Raw genomic sequence first — 20,233 nt, 5'->3', positions numbered from 1 at the left:
CAGAGTCAGGAGCCGCCAAGCAACGGCGGGGCGCCAAATCGAGGCACGAACGAGTCGGATCAGAGAGCATGGCAAAGCGGTCACGAAACACTCGACCCCGACGGGTCGGCGCGTACGCCTACCCCCACAAGCGGCCCCATAAGCGGCCCCACTTCGAGCCGCTCGAACAGCGGCTGGTCTTGTCGGCGACGTCGACGCAGCTGTCGGCTGCCTGGAGCGATGAGGCGGCGGTCTTCGGCGACTACAACGGGGACGGCGCCGTCAACGCGGCGGACTACACCGTGTGGCGCGACGCCCTCGGCGCCACGCTGACGCCCGGCGCGGGCGCCGACGGCAGCGGCAACGGCAAAGTCGATGCGCAGGACCACGCCTTCTGGGCCGCCAACTACGGCGCCAACTCCGTCACGCAACGCGTCGAGCTCTCCTGGGAGGCTGTGCCCGGCGCGAGCAGCTACGACATCCAACGCTCGACAACGCCCGATGGCCCGTACGTAACGATTGCGACAGGCGTGCTGGGCGAACGGTTCAGCGACCCGGCGCCCCCCGCGGCCGAGCACTACTACGTCGTGACCCCGATCGTGGACGGCGTCGAGAGCGCGATCAGCAACGTGGCGACGCCGCCGCGGGTATTGCAGGCCGAGGACGCCGCGCTCTCCGGCGCGGTCGAGGCGACGTCAGGCGAGGGGTTCTTCGGCGATGGCTACGTGAGCTACGCCTCGGCGACCGGGGGCTCGATCGAATGGACGGTCAACGCCGCCGCGGACGGCTTGCACCAACTCGGCTTCCGCTATGCGCTCGACTCGACGCTTTCGCGCTCGCTTGAGCTGACCGTCAACGGGCAGCTGATCAACCCCGAGTTCATCTTCGCCACGACCGGCGACGACTCGAATTGGAAGGAAGTCACGCTCTCGACTTTATTAAGCGCCGGGGCCAATACGATCCGGCTCACGACGACGGGACTCGGCGGCGGCGCGTTCGATCAGCTCACCGTCACGCAGCTGAACCACGAGAGCCCGGCGGACAGCAACCTGCGGCGACCGATCTCGTCGGAGCAGCCGATGTGGTTGGTGCACATCGACACATGGAACTACGCCGACCCACAGAAGATCATCGACCTGATCCCGGAGGACCTGCGTCCCTATGTGGTGATGAACATCTCGCTGTCCATCAGCCACGACGCCGAGACGAGCCAGTTCCAGGTCGCCGAGTACGGCTACGAGATCGCCAAGTCGTGGCTGCGGGTGTGCGCCGAGAACCAGATGTGGGCGGTGATCCAACACTCCAGCGGCGGGTTCGCTCAGTTCTCGGATTTCGACCTCTCGGTCTACGAGGAGTTCTACCGCGACTACCCGAACCTGATCGGCTTCAGCTATGCCGAGCAGTTCTGGGGGTTCGACGACCCGAACGACCCGCTGTCGGCGCAGTGGACCGACCGGATGGACCACTTCGCGAACCTGCTGGAGTTGAGCAACCAGTACGGCGGCTATTTGATCGTCAGCTGGTGCGGCAACCAGTGGAACGAGAACATCAATCCGATCGCGATGATGAAGCGGGCGCCCGAGTTCGCGCAGGCGGCCCGCGACTACACGGAGAACTACATCCTCTTCGAGAAGTACACCCAGCAGTCGTACCAGCTCGACATGGAGAGCGTCACGCTGGGGGCCTACCTGTCGGGCTACAGCGGCAACTACGGCATCCGCTACGACGACACGGGCTGGACCGACGCCAACGGGAACCACGAGAACTTCACGCTCGTGACCGGTGCCGCGCCGCAACTCGAGCACGCCATGCTCACCGGCCAGACCGTGGTCGATGGCCCCGAGCTGATCTGGACGCAGAACTTCTACGAGACGGGCCGCATCCCGGCGGGCGACGGCTACACGCAGCGCAACTGGGACACGTTCTCGCAGTTCGACAACGTCAGCTTCGATCTGTTCCGCAAGGTCCTCGACGGGACGGTGCGTATCCCGACCCGTGAAGAGGTGATCGAGCGGACCAAGGTCGTGGTCGTCAACGACGTCGACACCGGCACGCCCGAGCAGGTGTACGCCTCGCCGCAGACGCTGTTCGACGGGCTCTATGCCATGGACGGCAGCTACGAGAATAACAAGAGCTTCTTCAAGTCGTCGGGCCGTTACCCCACGATCCCGACGGTGTTCGACCTGGACGACGACCTCGCCCAGTCGTTCGAGGTCCAGGTCAACCGCTCCGATTACAACGCCCTCTGGCCCACCGTCGGCGACAAGGTCGCCGACTTAAACGCGCTCTTCCCCGAAGAGTCCACGGGCGACCTCTACGCCGGCCGGCACGAGAACGGGTGGGTCGTCTACAACCCGTTCAAGACGGGTCAGACGGCCAGCGCCAGCATCCCGCTGAAGTACAACACCAGCGACCGGATGGAGTTGACCTTCTCTCAGTACACCACGGGGATCGTCAAAGAACACGCCGACAGCCTGACCTTCTATCTCAACAACTACGACAACGTCATCGACACCGGGCTAAAGACCGACACGATCAAAATTTACGGCGCGACGACCGAACCGAGTTGGTCCTACGCCGACCGGGCGAGCCACCAAGCGAGCGTCGTCACCAGCGACTGGACCGACGGGGTGTTTATCCTGACGGTCGAGCACAACGGCGCGATCGACATCACCATCAACGCGGCGGGCGCTGCGACCGACCGCCTGACCGAGTTCACGCCGGCGACGATCGTCGCCCCCGATCGGCCGATGGCCTACACGGGCGCGCTGCAGCACGAGGCGGAGGTGTTCGACTACAAGAACATCAGCGGCGTCACTACGGCCGGCCAGTGGGGCGGGGTCCGCAACTACACGGGGCAGGGCTACCTGAATTTCGGGACGAACCCGTCGGCCGCGGTGCGGGACACCTTCAACGTCCTCCAAGAGGGCGTGTTCGAGCTCCAGGCGCGGTACTCCGTCACCGGCGCGACGGTCTCGACAATCGATGTGTACGTCAACGGCGTCTTCGCCGGTACGCCGATGTTCACACCAACCGCCTCGACCAGCGACTGGGCCGTTACAACGCTCGATATCGCGCTCGCTGAGGGCCAAAACACGATCGAACTCCGCGCCCGCTCGAACGGGGCGGCCAGCCTCTACCTCGATAACCTCGTGCTGGTCCCCACCGCCTACGGCAGCGGATTGGTGATCGAGGAGGGCGCGCCCGGCTTCGCCGGCGTGGACGGCGTCATCGGCGCGACCCATTCAGGCTACAGCGGCGCCGGCTACGCCGACGCCCAAAACGCCGCGGGCGCCAGCGTCGATTGGGTGCTCGACTTCGACGCCTCCACCGTCAAGTCGTTCACGTTCCGCTACGCCGGGACGACCCCGCAAACCGCCGACCTGGTGGTGAACGGCGCGACGGTGGCTTCCGACATCCTTTTCGCTCCGACGGGTTCGCTCTCCGATTGGGGATATGTCACGGCCTACGCCAGCGTGCCGGCGGGCGTCTCGGCGGTCGAGCTTGTGGCGACCAGCGCGAACGGCTTGCCCAACATCGACCACCTCGAGGTCGTCGGCGCATCGACCTGGACCGTGGGCGACGCGCCCTTCATGCCGGTCGGAGTCGCGGTGACGGGCGTCACCGCCTCGCAGGTCGATCTGGATTGGTGGCCCACTCCGGGCGCCGACAGCTACACCGTCCTCCGCGGTACGAGTAGCGGCGGCCCCTACGCCACGGTCGCGACTGGGGTGACGGCGACTGACTACAGCGACGAAGGGCTCGAAGAACTCACCGGCTACCACTACGTCGTCGTAGCCGTCAATGCGAACGGCTCCAGCACGCCCAGCGTCGAAGTCAGCGCGATCACCAAGACGACCCAGCCCCCGGCGGCGCCAAGCGGCTTGTCGGCGGTCGCCTTGGCTTACAACGCGACTGCCCTGTCGTGGTCGGCCGTGCCGGGCGCCGAGAGCTATACCGTCAAGCGAGCGACCAGCAGCGGCGGCCCTTACGTCACGGTGGCGATCGGCGTCGCGGGGACCTTGTTCACCGACAACGGGTTGTTCGCCGACTCGACCTATCACTACGTCGTCGCCGCGGTCAACGACGTCGGCGAGGGCCCCGCCAGCGCCGAGGCGAGCGTCTCGACGCCCGCGTCGGCGACGCTTGAACCGGTGGCGGACACCTTCGTGCGCGACGGCGGTAGCGTCAACGCGAACTTCGGTAACGACACCACCATCGTTGTCAAGAACGACGGCGGCGCCGGCTTTACCCGCAACGCCTTCTTGCGGTTCGACGTCAGCGATCTCGCCAACGCGTCGAGCGTGCTGCTGTCGCTGACGCCGTTCCAGATCGACAGCGGCGACCCGATGTGGGTCGAGCTGATGACGGACGACAGCTGGAGCGAGTCGGGCACGACCTGGAACAACCAGCCATCGGGTTCGGGCAACGTGTTGGCGGTTGTGTCGGGCTTCGTGGTGGGTCAGCCGAAGTTGATCGACATCACCAACGCCGTTCTCAGCGAAGCGGCGAACGACGGCGTGCTGTCGCTGCGGCTGTCGATGCCGAACGTCGGCAACAACTTTGTCGGCTTCTATTCGAGCGAGAGCGTGGCGCCCGGTTCGCGTCCCCAATTGTTGGCGACGCTGCCCAACGCGAACGACCCGGCGCCAGCCGCACCAACCTACCTGTCTGCGACGGCCGCAACCGCTGCCCAAATCGACCTCACCTGGACGGCCGCCCCTGGCGCCGCGGGCTACAACGTCTACCGATCGGCGGTCGCCGGTGGGCCGTACACGTTGATCGCCGCGGGCGCGCCGGCGAACGGCTATAGCGATGCCGGCCTCGAGACCAGCGCGACGTACCACTACCGCGTTAGCGCGATCAATGGCGCCGGCGAGAGTCCCTTCAGCGCCGAGTCGAGCGCGACCCTGGCGGCGGGCCCGCTCGTCCTCGAGGCCGAAGACGCGTTGCTCTCGGGCGCCGTCGTCGGCACCGAGTGGGCAGGCTTCACCGGCAGCGGGTACGCCGACTTCGTTAGCGCGACCGGGGACTACGTCGAGTGGACCTTCGACACACCGGCGGCGGGCGCCTACGAGTTGGCCTTTCGTTACGCCAGCGGCGCCTCGGGAGACCGGCCGCTGCGACTGACCGTCAACGGCGCGATCGTCAACAGCGGCTTAAGCTTTGCGCCGACGGGCGGTTGGGGGGCTTACACGTCGGTCGCGGAGGTCGTCGCCCTCGTCGCGGGCGTCAACACCGTGCGGCTGACGGCGACCGGTTCCAGCGGCGGCAACCTCGATCAGCTCACCGTCACGCCGGTCGAGGAAGGGGTGGGGCGGATCGTCGCCGCCGCTTTAGAAGACGGTGTGGAGGCGGCGATTACGGCGCCGCGCGGCAGGCCGACGCTCAACACCACGGGGACAACTTTCGTTGCCGACAACGGCGCCCTCTTACGGGGGCCGTTCGCCTCGACCGAATGGGGCAATCCACCGCCGCTCGCCAACATCCAACAGATCAAGAACTACGGCGCCAACTCGATCCACCTCTACGGCGAGGTGTTCGACCCTGACTACAGGTCGGGCGTGCCCGGTTCGGGGACGGCGCCGGGTTACGCGATGAATCGCATCGACCAGATGGTGCAGATGACCCGCGACGAGGGCCTGTACCTCGTGCTCACCATCGGCAACGGCGGCAACAACGGGAGTTTCAATAACGACTATGTGATGGACTTCTGGGCCTTGTACGCCGATCGCTACAAGGACGAGACCCACGTCATCTTTGAGGTCCAGAACGAGCCTCACGCCTGGTCAACGCCCTACCCAGCGCCGGCGCTGCAGATGCAGGCCGACGCCTACACGCTGATCCGCTCGCTGGCGCCAGAGACGCCGATCCTGCTGTTCTCGATCGCGGTGCTGGGCGACGGGGCGTCGGCCATCGCCGACATCAACACGGTCTCGCAGGCGGCGTCGATCGACTGGTCGAACACGGGCGTCGCGTTCCACGGCTACGCGGGCATGGCGACCATCCCCGCGGTGGAAGCGATCATCAACGCCGGCTACCCGGTGTTCATGACCGAGGTGGCCGGCGAGGAGTGGGGCTCCTTGGACCACGGCCTCGTGGTGGAGCAGATTTCGGAGTACGAGCGGCTGGGTATTTCCTGGCTGACGTTTCAGCACATCCCGCCGAACTTCATCTCCTCCTCGATCTTCGCTCCCGGGACCTACAGCGACCTGATTGAGCGGGCGGGCCTCTCATGGACGCCCGACTTCGGCGCGTTCCCGGCCCAGCGAGGCGTCTACAGCAACGGCGGTCTGCCGCGCTACACGACTGGCCTCTCGGGAACGCTCCGCATCGAAGCGGAACACTTCGACACGGGCGCCGAGGGCGTCGCCTACAGTGACGCCGACGGCGTCAACCTAGGCGGCGCATTGCGGCCCGACGTGGGGGTCGATATCGAACTGACCGACGACCGCTTCGGCGACTTCAACGTCACCGATACCGTGTCGGGCGAATGGCTCGAGTACACGCTCAACGTCCGCGAGCCGGGGTACTACACGCTCCGGCTGCGCACGGCGAGTTCTGTTGGCGGAGCCGTGCGTGTCTTGATGCACGACGACGACAAGACCGGCGTCTGGCAGTTGCCCGCTACGGGCGGCAACCAGAACTGGACGACCGTCGAGAGAGTGGTCTACCTCGAACCGGGGAGGCAGAAGCTTCGTCTGGAGGTCGTCACCGGCGGCTTCAACCTCAACTGGATCGAGCTGACGCCGTCGGCGACGGGCTCGCTCCCGAACGGCGTCTACAAGCTGATCAATCGTAACAGCGGCTTGGCCCTCGAGCGCGGAACGTCGCAGGGGAGCGACGTGGTGGTGCAGAACGAGTACACCGGGTCCACTAGCGAGCAGTGGAGCCTCGTTCACCGCGGCGCCGGCCAGTACAGCATCCTCAACGTAGGCGCCAGCAATTGGAGTTGGAGCAACACCTACGCCCCAGTCTTCTCGCAGCAAGGGAGCGACCCGCTGGGGTTGACGCCGTGGGGCTTTGACAACGCGTCGGCGCGGCGGTTCGTCCTTTCGCCCGCCGACGATGGTTTCTTTAACATTGTCGTCGTCGATCAAGGCTACAGCGTGGGAATGGCGGGCGGCTCGACCGTCGTTGGTGATTTTGCTCAGTTCCTCGAAACCTCGAACGACGCCGCCCAGCAGTGGGCGATCGTCGCGCCGGGCTCGCCCTCCTTCCCAACGGGGCTAACCGCAACGTGGGGCGTCGAAGAGGCGACGCCCGGCGACTACAACGGCGACGGCGTCGTCAACGCCGCCGACTACGCCGTCTGGCGAGACAACGTCAACACCGTCGTAGCGACGCCCGGCCAAGGCGCCGACGGCGATGGCGACGGGGTTGTCGATTCCAATGACCACGCGTTCTGGGCCGCGAACTACGGCGGCAGCACGCCCGCTCGCAGGGTGGAGCTCTCCTGGAATCCCTCGCCGGGCGCCACCGCCTACAACGTCAGCCGTGCGCCGAACGCTGGGGGCCCTTATGTAACGATTGCGACCGGCGTCACCGGGACTAGCTTCAGCGACCCCGCCCCCGCGCCGGGCGACTACTACTACGTCGTCAGCGCCGTCGGCCCCGGCGGCGCCAGCCTGATCAGCGCCGAGGCGCTGGCGAAGACCGAGCGGCTCTTCGTCGAGGTAGGCGGCGTCGTCTCGATGGAGACGGAAAGTGGCGTTGTCGGCGACCGCTGGACAATCCAGAGCGACACCTCGGCTTCGGGCGGCGCGTCGATCGAAGTCGATCCCGCCTACAACCACACCGGCAACGCGCCCCCGGGAACGACCGACGAGTTCATCGTCAGCTACAGCTTCAACGTCTCGACGGCGGGCAACTACCGGTTCTGGTTCCGGATGATGACCAACTCCGCCGAGGACGACTCGTTCTTCTGGCGGATCGATAACGGGGGCTGGAACCTCGAAAACAACCGCTCGGGAATCGGGGCTTGGTTCTCGACGGACAACGCGCAGGTCAACGCACTCGGGGCCGGCGACCATGTGCTCCAGATCGCTTACCGTGAGAACGGAACCCGCCTCGATAAGTTCGTCCTCCAACTCGACGCCTTGCCGGCGCCCACGGGCTTCGGCCCGGCTGAAAGCCTCGCGCCGTCGGCGCCGAGCGGTTTGACGGCGACCAGCGCATCCAGTTCGCAGATCAACCTGGCGTGGACGCCGTCCTCCGGCGCCACGAGCTACAACGTCTACCGTTCCACTGTCAGCGGTGGGCCGTACGAAGTCGTCGCCACGGGCGTCACCTCGACCAACTTTAGCAACAGCGGCTTGGCGTCGAGCACGGCCTACTTCTATGTGATCAGCGCCGTCAACGCTTTCGGACAAAGCCTCAACAGCCTCGAAGCCAGCGCCATCACCGGCAGCGGCGGGATCGCCCGGATCGTCACGACGCCGACCATCACCGACACGCAGACGCTGCTTCTGCTTTCGTTACAACGGGACGAAGCCTTTGACGCTGACAGAGTCACTATCTCTCTAGCAGATGAATCGGGCGATGAGCCCGGCGAAGGAGAGAGTTCATGGCTCGATGAGTTAGCCGCGGATTTGGCGGTGGCTTTGTGATCCAGGTGAAACGACCAACGATCGTCCGCTCATGCCTTCAACCACCGTGTAAAAGCGTCATGACGAGAAGCGTCGGTTTCACGCTGGCGTGCCTGTTGACGCTCACGTCGGCGGCGGCCCAAAGTCCGATCGCCCTCAGCGTGATCAATGGCGGCTTCGAGTCGGGCGCTCCGCTTTCGATTCCTGCCGGTTGGAGTGTGGCGGACGGGTTCAATCCCTTCTGGGTTGGCGACAGCTCGCTGGCGGGGGCCGATCCCGGTGGTGGCTACGCGGGCAGCAATCAGTTCATCTCGGCGAACTGGCCCTACGGCGGTTACAGCGGGTCGGGCCCGCTGATCGGCGGCGACGCGAACGCCGCGCGGATTTACCAGGACATCGACCTGACGCCTTACGGTTCTCAGATCGGCGCGGGCGATTGGTCCTTGGGGCTGTCGTACGCCTACTTCGACATCGACACGAACGACCTCGGAACGATCTCGTACGACTTCTACGACGCGGGCGGCGCCATGCTCGGGGCGGGTTACGCCGGCGACACCCAAGCCGGAGGCGGGTGGGTCCATGTCGAAGACATGCAGGCGGCTGCGGTCCCGTCCGGCGCAGCGCGGTTGCGGGTCTCGCTCGGCGCCGAGCGGACCGGCGTGGGGTCGCAGCGAAACATCGCGTTCGACGCCATCTCCGCCAGCCTCCTGCCCCCCTCAGGGCCGGCGCCCATCACCGACATCGTGCGCGGCAATCTGATCCAGTTCGATAGCGACGGCAACTGGACCTGGTACACCGACGAGCGCGCGATCGTCAATCCAAACAATGGCCGCGTGCTCGTCAACTCGGTCGGCTTCGACGAGACCGTGCAGGGAGGCGGCTACCCGGGCAACGTGGACGTAGTCGATTTCGATCCCGCAACGGGCCGTCGCGTCGTGACGCGATTGTCGAACCAGACAACCAACCCCGCCATCCAGAACGACGACCACAACGTCGGCGCCCTCTTGGTGCTGCCCGACGGACGCTACTTGGCGATGTACGCCAACCACGGGAACAACGGCGGCCTCGGCGACGAGTTCACTCGCTACCGTGTCTCCAGAAACCCCGGCGACAGCAGGTCCTGGTCGGAGGAGCAACTCTACAACTGGTTCGAGAACGTCCCCGGCGCCAACACGCATCCCGGCGGGACCGCCGAGTTCGCCAACGTGAGCTACCACAATCTCTTCTACCTTTCGGAAGAAGATCAGGTCTACAACATCTCCCGCAGTTACGGCCTGCTATCGACCAACGGCGCCGCGCAGAACATGCCCAATGTGCTCCGCTACGACCCCGAGACGAATAGCGTCGAGTGGGGAGGGCAACTTCTGGAGAGCGCGGCGCAGGGGTACTCGGCGTACCCGAAGTACGTCTCGAACGGCGTCGATCGCATCTACTTCGCCACCACCGAGACCCACCCTCGCAACTACAACAACAGCATCTTTGCGGGTTATATCGAAGGGGGCCAGACGTTCGACTTGCTGGGCAATGTCATCGACGAGAATCTGTTCGACAGCAACGTGACCGCCGGCGCCGGCGCCGGCGCCGTGCCGGACGTCACCGACTTTACGCCGGTCGCAGCGCCCGACCCGTTAGGGCAAGGGACCAACCGCCTCTGGACGTCCGACGCAGCGCTCGACTCTGACGGCAATCTGATGCTGCTCTACACGTCGCGGTGGAACCCCGACGGCCTGACCAACGACGGTAGCACGAGCAACCCGATCGACCATCGCCTGCACTTCGCCCGCTGGAACCCCGCGACCTCCAGTTGGGAGAACCAGGAGATTGCCCGGATGGGGGATCGTCTGTATGGCCCGGAGCAAGACTACACAGGCATCGGGGCGCTGATCCCTGGCGATGAGAACACGCTCTACATCTCGACGTACATCGATCCGCGCGACGCGACCGGGAGTACGGAGACCGCCAATCACGAGATCTACCGGGGCAAGTACGACGGGTCGCAATGGAACTGGAACGCGGTCACCGAGAACTCCTCGGTCGATAACCTCCGACCGATTGCGCCCGACACGCACGGCGTGGGGCCGCAAACGGTGTTCTGGTTCCGCGGCAACTACACGTCGGCCCACGACATCAATGCGGCTGTCGTCGGGATCATCGATCAAGACGACATCGGGCCGAGCAGGCTCGTCACTTATGTGGACGCGACAGCGACGAACACCGCCCGAATGGATGGTTCGCCGATCGCCCCGACCTCCGCCAGCAGCACCGCCGGGGCGACGGACAACCTCTGGCACGAGCGCACCGGCTTCGGCAACGGCGGCAGCGTGCTGACTTCGAACGAGTCGGGCGCCGAGAACGCCCCTACGCTGAGAACCACTGCTTCCGGCATAGAGGTAGGCGTCTACGACGTGTTCGCCTACTTCTGGAGCGACAATGACGAGGACTGGCGTCTGCTCGCAGGACTCGAAAGCGACAACCTGCTGGACTTCCGCAAGTACGGCTCGCAACACGCCCCAGATGATCAGTTCGAAGAGCAGTTCGATGACGCCGTGACGGTCGCCGCCAACAACAACGACCTCTTGCTCTACCGCGCCTACTTGGGTCGGGAGAGCGTCGAGACGGGCGGTGGCATTGAAGTGTTCATCGACGACTGGCAGACGCTCAACGGGAACGCCTCACGAACTTGGTTCGATGGGATCGGATACGCGATGGTGGCGCCCCTCTTGCCCGGCGACTACAACGGCGATGGCGTGGTCGACGCGGCGGACTATACCGTCTGGCGCGACAACCTCGGGACCACAGGCTTGGCAGCGTACGATTCCGCCGATGGCGACGGCGATGGCGAAGTCACGCTCTTGGATTACCAGCTCTGGAGCAGCAACTATGGCGCGACGATCAGTCTAATTTCTTCCCAATCGACGCCCGAGCTGACCGGAGCCGTGTTGCTGCTGCCGCTGTTGGGCGCTGGCATGCTACGACGCCAGCGCAACCACTGTTGTCTCTGACGGCTTACTCTTCTTTATCCATCCATGCCTCATCGTTATCCGTCGAACGCCATGCTACACAACTCCCGCTGCGCCACGTCCGCCATAATTTCAGCGCTCTTGCTCGCCACGGCGTGTCAGGCCGACTACCCGATCGTGTCGCACCGGTACTTGGCGGACCCGAGCTGTCTGGTGACCGACGACCGCGTCTACATCTACTGCTCGAACGACGATGAGAGCCCGGTCGAGGGGTCGTACAACATCCCCAACGTCGTCTGCGTCTCGAGCAGCGACATGAAGAACTGGACGGACCACGGATCGGTCTTCCGCGCCGAGGACAGCACCACCTGGGCGAAGAAGACCTGGGCGCCCGCGGCGATCGAGCGGGACGGCAATTACTTCCTCTACTTCGGCAACGGCGGCGCGAACATCGGCGTCGCGGTGAGCGACAAGCCGACCGGCCCCTTCACCGACCCGCTGGGCAAGGACCTCATCAACCACGGCACGCCGGGCGTCCAGCCGGCCGAACGGATGTGGCTCTTCGACCCGGGCGTCTTCATCGACGACGACGGCCAGGCGTACATCTACTTCGGCGGCAACGGCGACGACAACGTCCGCGTCGCGAAATTGAATCGCGACATGATCAGCCTCGATGGCGACGTGATCAAGATGAAGGCCCCCAACTTCTTCGAGGCGGCGTGGGTATTCAAACACGACGGCAAGTACTACTTCACCTACTCGACAACGCCCCGCGCCGAGATGCGGATCGACTACATGACCGGCGACCATCCGATCGAGGGCTTCGAGTACGGCGGCATTGTCGCCAAGCAACCGCCGATCAATAACGACAACAACCACGCCGCGCAGTTCCATTTCAAAGACCGCTGGTTCCACGTCTATCACAACCGCGTCGTCGCCAAAGCGGCCGGCATCCCCACCGGCTTCCGCCGTAATCTCGCCATCGAAGAGATGCGATTCACCGAAGACGGCGCCATCGAGCCGGTGACCTACACCGAGGACGGCGTCGCTCAAGTCGGCCATCTCGATCCCTACGAGACGGTGGAGGCCGAGACTTTCCACGCCCAGCACGGCGTCGAAACCGAACCCGTTGAAGCCGGCATTGCGCTCACCGATCTCCAGAGCGGCGATTGGGTCGAGCTCGTCGGCGTCAACTTCGGCGATGAGGGCCCGAGCCAGTTCATGGCCCGGGTGGCGAGCGACGGCGCCAGCGGCAAGATCGAGGTCCACTTGGGAGGCGACGACGGCAAGCTCCTCGGGACCTGCGACGTGGGCAACACCGGCGGGTGGAATAAGTGGCAAGAAGTCTCGTGCGACGTTTCTGGCGTCAAGGGCGTTCAGGACTTGCGGCTCAAGTTCGTCGGCGATGGGGATCGCCTTCCGAACGTCGATCTTTGGCGATTCGAACGCTAGTCTCCTGTGCTGGAAGTTCGTTCCTAAATTGGGACGGCTACAGAACAAAGTCATCGACCAGACATTTATCCACGACGGGCACAAATAACACGACGGCCTGCCTGCTAAGGCGCCGTTGCCTCAAGAGGCAAGCCGTCGTGCTCGTCGTGTCCGTCGTGGTTCACATGACTTTGCATCCCAACAGTGACTAGCTTGTCCAAATGAGAACGATTTTCTGACTCGGGGCATGAGAGTCGGAACGCTCCCCTACCGGACCTCTACGCGTCCTAACTCGATTACAGCATGAGACGGTTACTCCTTACGCACGTCGCCGCGCTCGTCGTCGCGGTAGCTCCTTACGCTCGGTCCGAGCGAGCCGCCAATCCGATTCTGTTCGCGGATGTCCCCGACGTGGCGATGATCCGCGTTGGCGACACGTACTACATGAGCAGCACGACGATGCACATGAGTCCCGGGCTTCCGCTGATGAAGTCCAAGGACCTCGTCAATTGGGAACTGCTCAACTACGCCTACGACACACTGGGCGACGCCGACGCGTTGCGGCTGGAGAACGGGGAGAGCGATTACGGCCGGGGCTCGTGGGCCAGCAGCCTCCGCCATCACGACGGCGTGTACTACGTCACCACGTTCTGCGCCACGACGAACCAGACGTACGTCTTCAGCACTCCCGACATCGAGACGACGCCCTGGGAGCGGCGTTCGTTCACGCCCTCGCTGCACGACCACTCGCTCTACTTCGCCGACGACGGTCGGGTCTACATGCTGTGGGGCGCCGGCGCTCTGCGGCTCACCGAGCTGCGGCCCGATTTCAGCGGGATCAAGGAAGGCGGCCTCAACAAGGTGATCATCGAGAACGCCAGCGCGCCGGCGGGCGACGACATCATGCTGAATGCCGAGGGGAGCCAGCTGTTCGAGGTCGACGGCAAGTTCTATCTGTTCAACATCGTCTGGCCGCGGGGCGGGATGCGGACCGTGCTCGTCCACCGTGCCGACAAACTGGAAGGCCCCTACGAAGGCCGGGTCGCGTTCCAGGACCAAGGCGTCGCTCAGGGGGGCCTGATCGAAACGGCAGGCGGCGACTGGTACGCCTACTTGTTCCAAGACCACGGCGCCGTCGGCCGCATCCCGTACCTCGTCCCCGTGACGTGGGAAGAGGGCTGGCCCGTCCTCGGCGTTGACGGCAAGACGCCGATGCAGCTCGACCTGCCGGCGAGCAAGGGGCTGATACCGGGCGTCGTCGATTCGGACGAGTTCGATCGCACCGAGGGAGACCCCGCGCTCCCGCTGGTGTGGCAATGGAACCACAACCCGGACCCGCAGCACTGGTCGCTGACGGATCGCCCCGGCTATCTGCGTCTCACGACGTCGCGTCTCGACGAGAGCCTCGTCGCGGCGCGCAATACGCTCACGCAACGCACCATCGGGCCCGAGTGCACGGGGACCATCTCCTTGGATACCGCGGGCATGCGCGACGGCGACGCGGCCGGCCTCTGCCTGTTGCAGCAGAACTACGGCTTTGTCGGCGTTGAGGTGGTCGGAGACCAACGCAGGGTCGTCATGGTCAAAGGCGGCGCGGCGCCACAGCGCCGTGGAGCGGAGCGCAACCCCACCGACGGGCCCACGGTGCGCGTCGTCGAGTCGATGCCGCTCGCCCAAGAGCGGGTCTACCTCCGAGCGACGTGCGACTTCCGCGATCGCGCCGACGCAGCCCACTTCTCCTACAGCTTGGACGGCGAGTCGTGGACTCCGATCGGCGATGGCCTCACGATGCGCTACACCCTCCCCCACTTCATGGGCTACCGCTTCGGCCTCTTCAACTTCGCCACGAAAGCGGCCGGGGGGCACGCCGACTTCGATTACTTCCACATCGACGACACACTCACATCGACGACGGAGTAACGACCCCTGCCGGTCCGAGGCCCGCAATCGACTCATCGCATTCGACGCCGTCCGCCAGCGGACGTTTGCTTGTTACTCGATCGTTAGTCGGACGGTCTGGAGGTCGGCAGAGCTCGGCCCGACCATCACCTCGAAATCACCCGGCTCGACAACGAACTGCGTGTCGATATTCCAAAAGGCGAAGCTCTCCCGCGTCAACTCAAGCGACACGCTGCGCGTCTCGCCGGGTCCAAGCGTCACCCGCTGGAACGCCTTCAATTCTTTGACGGGCCGTGTCACGCTGCTGACGAGGTCGCGTACGTAGACCTGCACGACCTCGTCCCCGTGGCGGTCGCTCACGTTGGTGAGATCGACCGAAACGGTGACGGCCTGATCAACTCCGATCCGCTCCGACGACAGGCGTGGCGCCGAAAACTCGAACCGGGCGTAGCTGAGGCCGTACCCGAAGGGGTAGAGCGGCGTCACGTCGTCGAACAAATACCCGCGGCGAGCCGAGGGGCGGTAGTTGTAGTAGGCCGGGAGGTGCCCAACCGACCGCGGGATGGTCACCGGGAGTTTCCCGCCGGGGCTGTAGTCGCCGAAAATCGCCTCGGCGACGGCGCGCCCCCCTTCTTGGCCCAGGTACCAAACCTCAAGCAGCGCTGCGCTCTTCGACGCCAAATTCGCCACCGCCAAGGGGCGCCCATTGGACAACACCGAGACGATCGGCTTGCCGGTCTCGGCCAAGGCGTTCACCAAGTCGTTTTGGCTGCCGAAGAGTTCGAGGCTCGTGCGGTCCCCCAGGTGGTTGGACATCCACGCTTCCCGAGAGGTCTGCTCGTTGCCGCCGACGACGAGCAAAACGACATCGGCTAGCTGCGCGACGCGGACCGCTTCGGCGATCGAGCGGCGATCCTGCTCGGGGTCGCTCGGGACGACTTCGTCCTCCCACCAGCTGCCGCCAACGGTGATCTTGCACCCCTCGTGGTGTAGCACCTCGGCCGAGCCACCGACGCGTTCCCGAATGGCTTGCAACACGGTCGAGACCGCGGCGGGCCGGCCACTGTACCCGCCCAGCAGGGGGCGGTCCGCGTTCGGTCCGATCACGGCGATCGTCCGGAGGGACTCGATCCGAAGCGGGAGAATCCCGTCGTTCTCAAGCAGCGTCACGGTCTTGCGGGCCGCTTCGAGGGCGAGCTCTCGATGCGCGGCGGCGCCAACGATCGTCGGCGGGGCCGACTCATCGACGTAGGGGTTCTCGAAGAGGCCTAACTCAAACTTCATCGCCAGCAGCGGCGCCACGAGCGCGTCGAGTTCGGACTCTTTGACGAGCCCCGCCTCCAACGCGGCCGGCAATTCGCGGTAGCAGTCTGCCTCGGGGAGTTCGACGTTGACCCCGGCCTGCACCGCAAGCACAGCGGCATGGAGCCCATCCTCGGCCACGTGATGCCCGTAGAGTTCGGGCCGTTCGGCAAGCTCTCTGATCGCGTAGTAGTCCGAAACAACGAATCCCCGGAACCCCCATTCACCACGCAGCACGGCGCCGAGCAGCCACTTGCTGGCATGCGACGGGACGCCGTCGACTTCGTTGTACGACGCCATCACGCTCCGTGCGTCGGCGAGCCGGATGGCGCGTTCGAACGGGGTGAGGAAGGTTTCTCGGAGGTGCCGCTCGGAAACGCTGACCGGCCCGCAGTTGTTGCCCGACTCGGGTTGGCTGTGAGCGGCGAAATGCTTCAGCGTCGCGACCACGCCGCGGCCCTCGCCGAGGCCCGCTTGCAGGCCACGCACCGCGGCGACCCCCAGCTCGCTGACGAGGTGAGGGTCCTCGCCGAAGGTCTCCTCCACACGGCCCCAGCGGGGATCGCGGGCCACATCGACGACCGGTCCGAGAGCCTGATGGATGCCCCGGCAGCGCGACTCGGCCGCCGTCATTTGGTAGAGCCTCTCGACCAAATCGGGATCGAAGGTCGCTCCCAGCCCGATCGGCTGGGGGAAGCTCGTCGCGCCGACGGCGACATGGCCGTGGAGCGCCTCGTCGTGGAACATCACCGGGATGCCCAGCCGACTGTGTTCGATGAACCATCGCTGGATGACGTTGGACTCTGTGGCGGATTCGGCGGGGACGAGCCCCGGCTTCGCCCCCCCGGCGGCGTCGCTCGGCCGGCCGATCTGACCAAGGCCGTCGCCGCGACCAAAATGCCGCCCCGCAACGTCGGGGTCGAATCGGCCGTCGGGCCCCAGCAACTTGGTGTGCCGCTCGTTCCAGAGACACGTCATCTGCGCGACCTTCTCGCCGATCGTCATTCGACCAAGCAAATCGGCGACGCGCTCAGCGATAGGCAGCGAAGCGTCTCGATACGCGGGGGGGTCCATCGGGGCGGGAGGCAGAGAATCAGCTTGGAGTACGGGCATTGCATAAGGCCAATTGGGGAGCCGACACGTACAGGCAGGCTATCTGCGTCGTCGTCGTCGAGCGATAGGCCGATCGCGTAGAAATATGTAGAGAATGCGGCCGATCATCCGACGCCAGCGAGCTTGGCTCAGGGTCCGTCCCCCAGAGGGGACCGCGTCGGCACGCTACAGCGGCCAGCGTCCCCTTCCGAACTTCTGAGTCGAAACTTCGCGGTCCATGTAACGTGGAGACTTCCGCTCCTGGACCAGTGACCGCAGCGTCCTCCCAGTGCAAGCGGCCGCGACTTGGAGGCCGCGACAAGGATCGGCGTAGCGCTGACAAGTCTCCCGGATGCCCCATGTTGTCGACGCCGACGCCCGCGTCTCAATACGAAGCGACAATTGATGTCGAGAGAAGGAAGATAGTGGGGCCATAGCCAGGACAGGGGAGACGCCTCGGCGGCGCCGACCTCGGTCGCGACGACCTTCCCCGATAGCAAGTGTGACACCAACGGCGCCAGCGAACGAACCCGCTCGGGCCCGGCGCACAAAAAAACCCCGACGAAACAAGCTGTTTCGCGGGGTTTCCTGAGCGACGCCGACGGGGCTCGAACCCGCAACCACTGGATCGACAGTCCAGTACTCTAACCAATTGAGCTACGGCGCCTCACTCGACCAAGAGTAGCCCACGCCTGGGGGCTTGCCGTAATGACACGCCCTGCGGCGACCGGTTCGCTCGGTCGAGATTCGTAATCTTATTCGGATGGGCGGGCCCGTCAATCGGGGGTCTTGGGGCTTCTCGGCAAGCCTTTTTTTCGCCGCTTGGACGGGTGGGGTGGGTTGGGCCGGTTACGCCGCGGGCCTCGTGGCGACGCAAGTCGGGCCGGGGCATAGCTGCGGATCGCCGTGGCGTACGGTTGCACAGGGCCTCTTCGGGCCCGCCGCCGCCGTGATTCCACCTTTGCAGCCCTGAGGGCGACGCCATGCTCGAATGGCAAGACTACGCGATCTCGTTTGCCGGCGATCGGATCCACGACCTCTGGGTGTGGTTCGATTCGTTGTCGCGGGAGGAGTGGCTCATCGTTCTGGCGGCCTGCTGTGCGGTCGGCTTTCTATTCCTCAAAGGCTGGGGCCAGCGCGGCCCTTGCTGAAGCTCACCCCAAAAAAACTCACCCGACCCTCCTGGGCGGCAGGCCTGCTATGAACTTCGTGTCGATATGGGGGGGTGGCTTCGGTTTGCCGGAAACGGTCGCACTAGCGGCGGTGGCTCTCGTCGGCTATCTGTTCGGCCGCAGTCAGAAACGTGAAGAGGACGAGATTCCCGCCGACGCGCCGATCGAGGTGATCCGCGCCGCGGAGATCGCCCGCCAACTCGAAGCGATCGCCGCCGCTCTGCGGAGCGACTTGGCGATGCACCGCGCCGAAGTCGAGCACTTCAAGAAAACCGTCTTCAGCGCCAGCGGCCGAGCGGGCGACGACGCCTCGTGGACGGTGCTGCGCGACGAAGCCGACCGCGTCCTCGAGCCGACGCTGCGGCTGGTGTCGCGCGTCGCGGCGGCCTACGACCAGATACGCCGCCAGTCGAGCGCCCTCGCTCGCTTCAGCGGCGGGCGGACCGACACGCTCACCGGGCTTTGCAACAGCCGGGCGTTGAGCGAGCTGCTGCGTATCGAACTCGCCGGCCACGCCGCCACAGGCGGCAAGCTGTCGATCGCTATTATCAGCGTCCATCCATCGAAGGACGCGACGCCCGAGTCCCGCAGCGAGCAACAGGCCCGCATCCTCCAAGCAACCGAGCTGCTGCGTCCTCAATTACGAGAATCGGACGTGCTGGCACGCTACGGGATCGACGAGCTGGTCGTCGTGATGCCGCACACACGGCTCTACGGCGCCAGCGTGTTCGCTCGACGTGTGCGGCGAGCGCTCGGCGACGCAGGCATTGCGATCAGTTGCGGACTTGCCCAGACGGTTGCGGAAGATACGGCCGCCGCGATGCTCGGCCGCGCCGACTCGGCCCTCTACAGCGCTCGCGCCAAGGGAGGCGGCGCGCAGTTCCTGCACAATGGCCATACGATCCGCGAAGACGCGGGGGAAATTGGCAGCGGGAAGTGGGAAGTTGGAAGTGGGCAGGACGATGGTGAGGCGACAGCAACGATTGAAGAACACGTAACGTACTCAACAAGCAAGTGACGGAAAGCCGACAACGCCCGGCGCATACGGCTCAAGTTATCTGCCCAACTGCTGACTGCCCACTATGCACCGCTTCGCCCTCGCAGCACTCCTCACCGCCACCACGGCCCTGGCCGCTGAGCCGCAGCAGGCGCGGCTGACGATTGGAGAGAAAGTCTACAACGTGCCGGTGGGCAAGGCTTTCGCGGTGCGGGTCGCGGGGGAGCGCGTCACGTTACGGATCGAAATGCTCGACGAGAAGGCCTTCGACGCGGCCGGAGTGAGTTTCCGCTATCCGATGAGCCTCGAAGCGGGCGAGTCCTCCGGCGATGCAGGCGTACGCGTCTGGACCCTCCAGGGCCGCACCACGGCCGTTATGCTGCAGCAGTACGGCGACGACCTCGACGCCAAGTCGCTACGCGATGTGCTCGCCGAGAATCTCGTCGCTAGCGCCGGCAAGGATTCCGAGAAGCCCAAGACGGTCCGGCTCACGACGCCTGGCCGGGCTTACGATGGCTTGCAGTTCAACTACACGACACCCGCCCGGGGCAAATCTCCGGCCACCGTGACGGTGCAGAACCTCTTCACGTTCGCCAGCACCGAGGGCGTCTTTGCATTGATGGTGCAAGACGTGCGGCCCGAGGGGGAAGGCGAATCGGCGGAGTATACCGAGACGCTGCGGCTGCTGGGCGACTCACTCAAGACGGGCGACGAGCCGGTGGCGAGCGACACAGCGCCGGAAGAGGACGCAGCGAAGTAATCAGGAGCCGGCGACGTTAGTCGTTGGAGTTGCTTCGAATTCACTCCGACGAC

At 65.2% G+C, this 20,233-nt stretch carries 8 protein-coding genes and 1 tRNA gene; 7 read left to right on the top strand and 2 right to left on the bottom strand.

Features of this window, described 5'->3' with window-relative positions:
• Positions 1 to 68 precede the first annotated feature (68 nt).
• The 4 genes from Spa11_RS16040 to Spa11_RS16025 all read left to right on the top strand — a co-directional run bounded on the left by Spa11_RS16040 (position 69) and on the right by Spa11_RS16025 (position 14,878).
• Positions 69 to 8,588, top strand: coding sequence for a glycoside hydrolase family 98 domain-containing protein (locus tag Spa11_RS16040; RefSeq protein WP_145114066.1), 8,520 nt, complete (start codon positions 69 to 71; stop codon positions 8,586 to 8,588).
• 59 nt (positions 8,589 to 8,647) lie between these two features.
• Positions 8,648 to 11,569, top strand: coding sequence for a BNR-4 repeat-containing protein (locus Spa11_RS16035; RefSeq protein WP_145114064.1), 2,922 nt, complete (start codon positions 8,648 to 8,650; stop codon positions 11,567 to 11,569).
• A gap of 51 nt (positions 11,570 to 11,620) precedes the next feature.
• Positions 11,621 to 12,979, top strand: a complete 1,359-nt coding sequence (locus Spa11_RS16030) for a glycoside hydrolase family 43 protein (RefSeq protein ID WP_145114062.1) — start codon at positions 11,621 to 11,623, stop codon at positions 12,977 to 12,979.
• Between the two features lie 282 nt (positions 12,980 to 13,261).
• A complete protein-coding gene (locus Spa11_RS16025) occupies positions 13,262 to 14,878 on the top strand; it encodes a glycoside hydrolase family 43 protein (protein WP_145114060.1) in 1,617 nt (538 codons plus the stop codon).
• Between the two features lie 72 nt (positions 14,879 to 14,950).
• On the opposite strand, the gene Spa11_RS16020 is transcribed toward Spa11_RS16025, so the two are convergent.
• Complete coding sequence (locus Spa11_RS16020; RefSeq protein WP_197529445.1) at positions 14,951 to 17,233, bottom strand: glycoside hydrolase family 3 N-terminal domain-containing protein; 2,283 nt, start codon at positions 17,231 to 17,233, stop codon at positions 14,951 to 14,953.
• Between the two features lie 611 nt (positions 17,234 to 17,844).
• A tRNA-Asp gene (locus Spa11_RS16015) sits at positions 17,845 to 17,918 on the bottom strand.
• 316 nt (positions 17,919 to 18,234) lie between these two features.
• On the opposite strand from Spa11_RS16015, the gene Spa11_RS23035 reads away from it, so the two are divergent.
• The 3 genes from Spa11_RS23035 to Spa11_RS16005 all read left to right on the top strand — a co-directional run bounded on the left by Spa11_RS23035 (position 18,235) and on the right by Spa11_RS16005 (position 20,180).
• Positions 18,235 to 18,402, top strand: a complete 168-nt coding sequence (locus tag Spa11_RS23035) for a hypothetical protein (RefSeq protein WP_197529444.1) — start codon at positions 18,235 to 18,237, stop codon at positions 18,400 to 18,402.
• 49 nt (positions 18,403 to 18,451) lie between these two features.
• Positions 18,452 to 19,441: a GGDEF domain-containing protein gene (locus Spa11_RS16010; protein WP_145114056.1), complete on the top strand. Its 990-nt coding sequence runs from the start codon at positions 18,452 to 18,454 to the stop codon at positions 19,439 to 19,441.
• Positions 19,442 to 19,505: 64 nt separating this feature from the next.
• Positions 19,506 to 20,180, top strand: coding sequence for a hypothetical protein (locus Spa11_RS16005; RefSeq protein WP_145114054.1), 675 nt, complete (start codon positions 19,506 to 19,508; stop codon positions 20,178 to 20,180).
• Positions 20,181 to 20,233 lie beyond the last annotated feature (53 nt).

Source organism: Botrimarina mediterranea (assembly GCF_007753265.1).
Taxonomy (GTDB): domain Bacteria; phylum Planctomycetota; class Planctomycetia; order Pirellulales; family Lacipirellulaceae; genus Botrimarina; species Botrimarina mediterranea.
This window is presented reverse-complemented; position numbering and strand designations above follow the sequence as displayed.

Bases quoted from the DNA above. Each gene is read 5' to 3' on its own strand.
- Spa11_RS16040 (WP_145114066.1), top strand. From the start codon at position 69: ATGGCAAAGCGGTCACGAAACACTCGACCCCGACGGGTCGGCGCGTAC.
- Spa11_RS16035 (WP_145114064.1), top strand. From the start codon at position 8,648: ATGACGAGAAGCGTCGGTTTCACGCTGGCGTGCCTGTTGACGCTCACG.
- Spa11_RS16030 (WP_145114062.1), top strand. From the start codon at position 11,621: ATGCTACACAACTCCCGCTGCGCCACGTCCGCCATAATTTCAGCGCTC.
- Spa11_RS16025 (WP_145114060.1), top strand. From the start codon at position 13,262: ATGAGACGGTTACTCCTTACGCACGTCGCCGCGCTCGTCGTCGCGGTA.
- Spa11_RS16020 (WP_197529445.1), bottom strand. From the start codon at position 17,233: ATGGACCCCCCCGCGTATCGAGACGCTTCGCTGCCTATCGCTGAGCGC.
- Spa11_RS23035 (WP_197529444.1), top strand. From the start codon at position 18,235: ATGCTCGAATGGCAAGACTACGCGATCTCGTTTGCCGGCGATCGGATC.
- Spa11_RS16010 (WP_145114056.1), top strand. From the start codon at position 18,452: ATGAACTTCGTGTCGATATGGGGGGGTGGCTTCGGTTTGCCGGAAACG.
- Spa11_RS16005 (WP_145114054.1), top strand. From the start codon at position 19,506: ATGCACCGCTTCGCCCTCGCAGCACTCCTCACCGCCACCACGGCCCTG.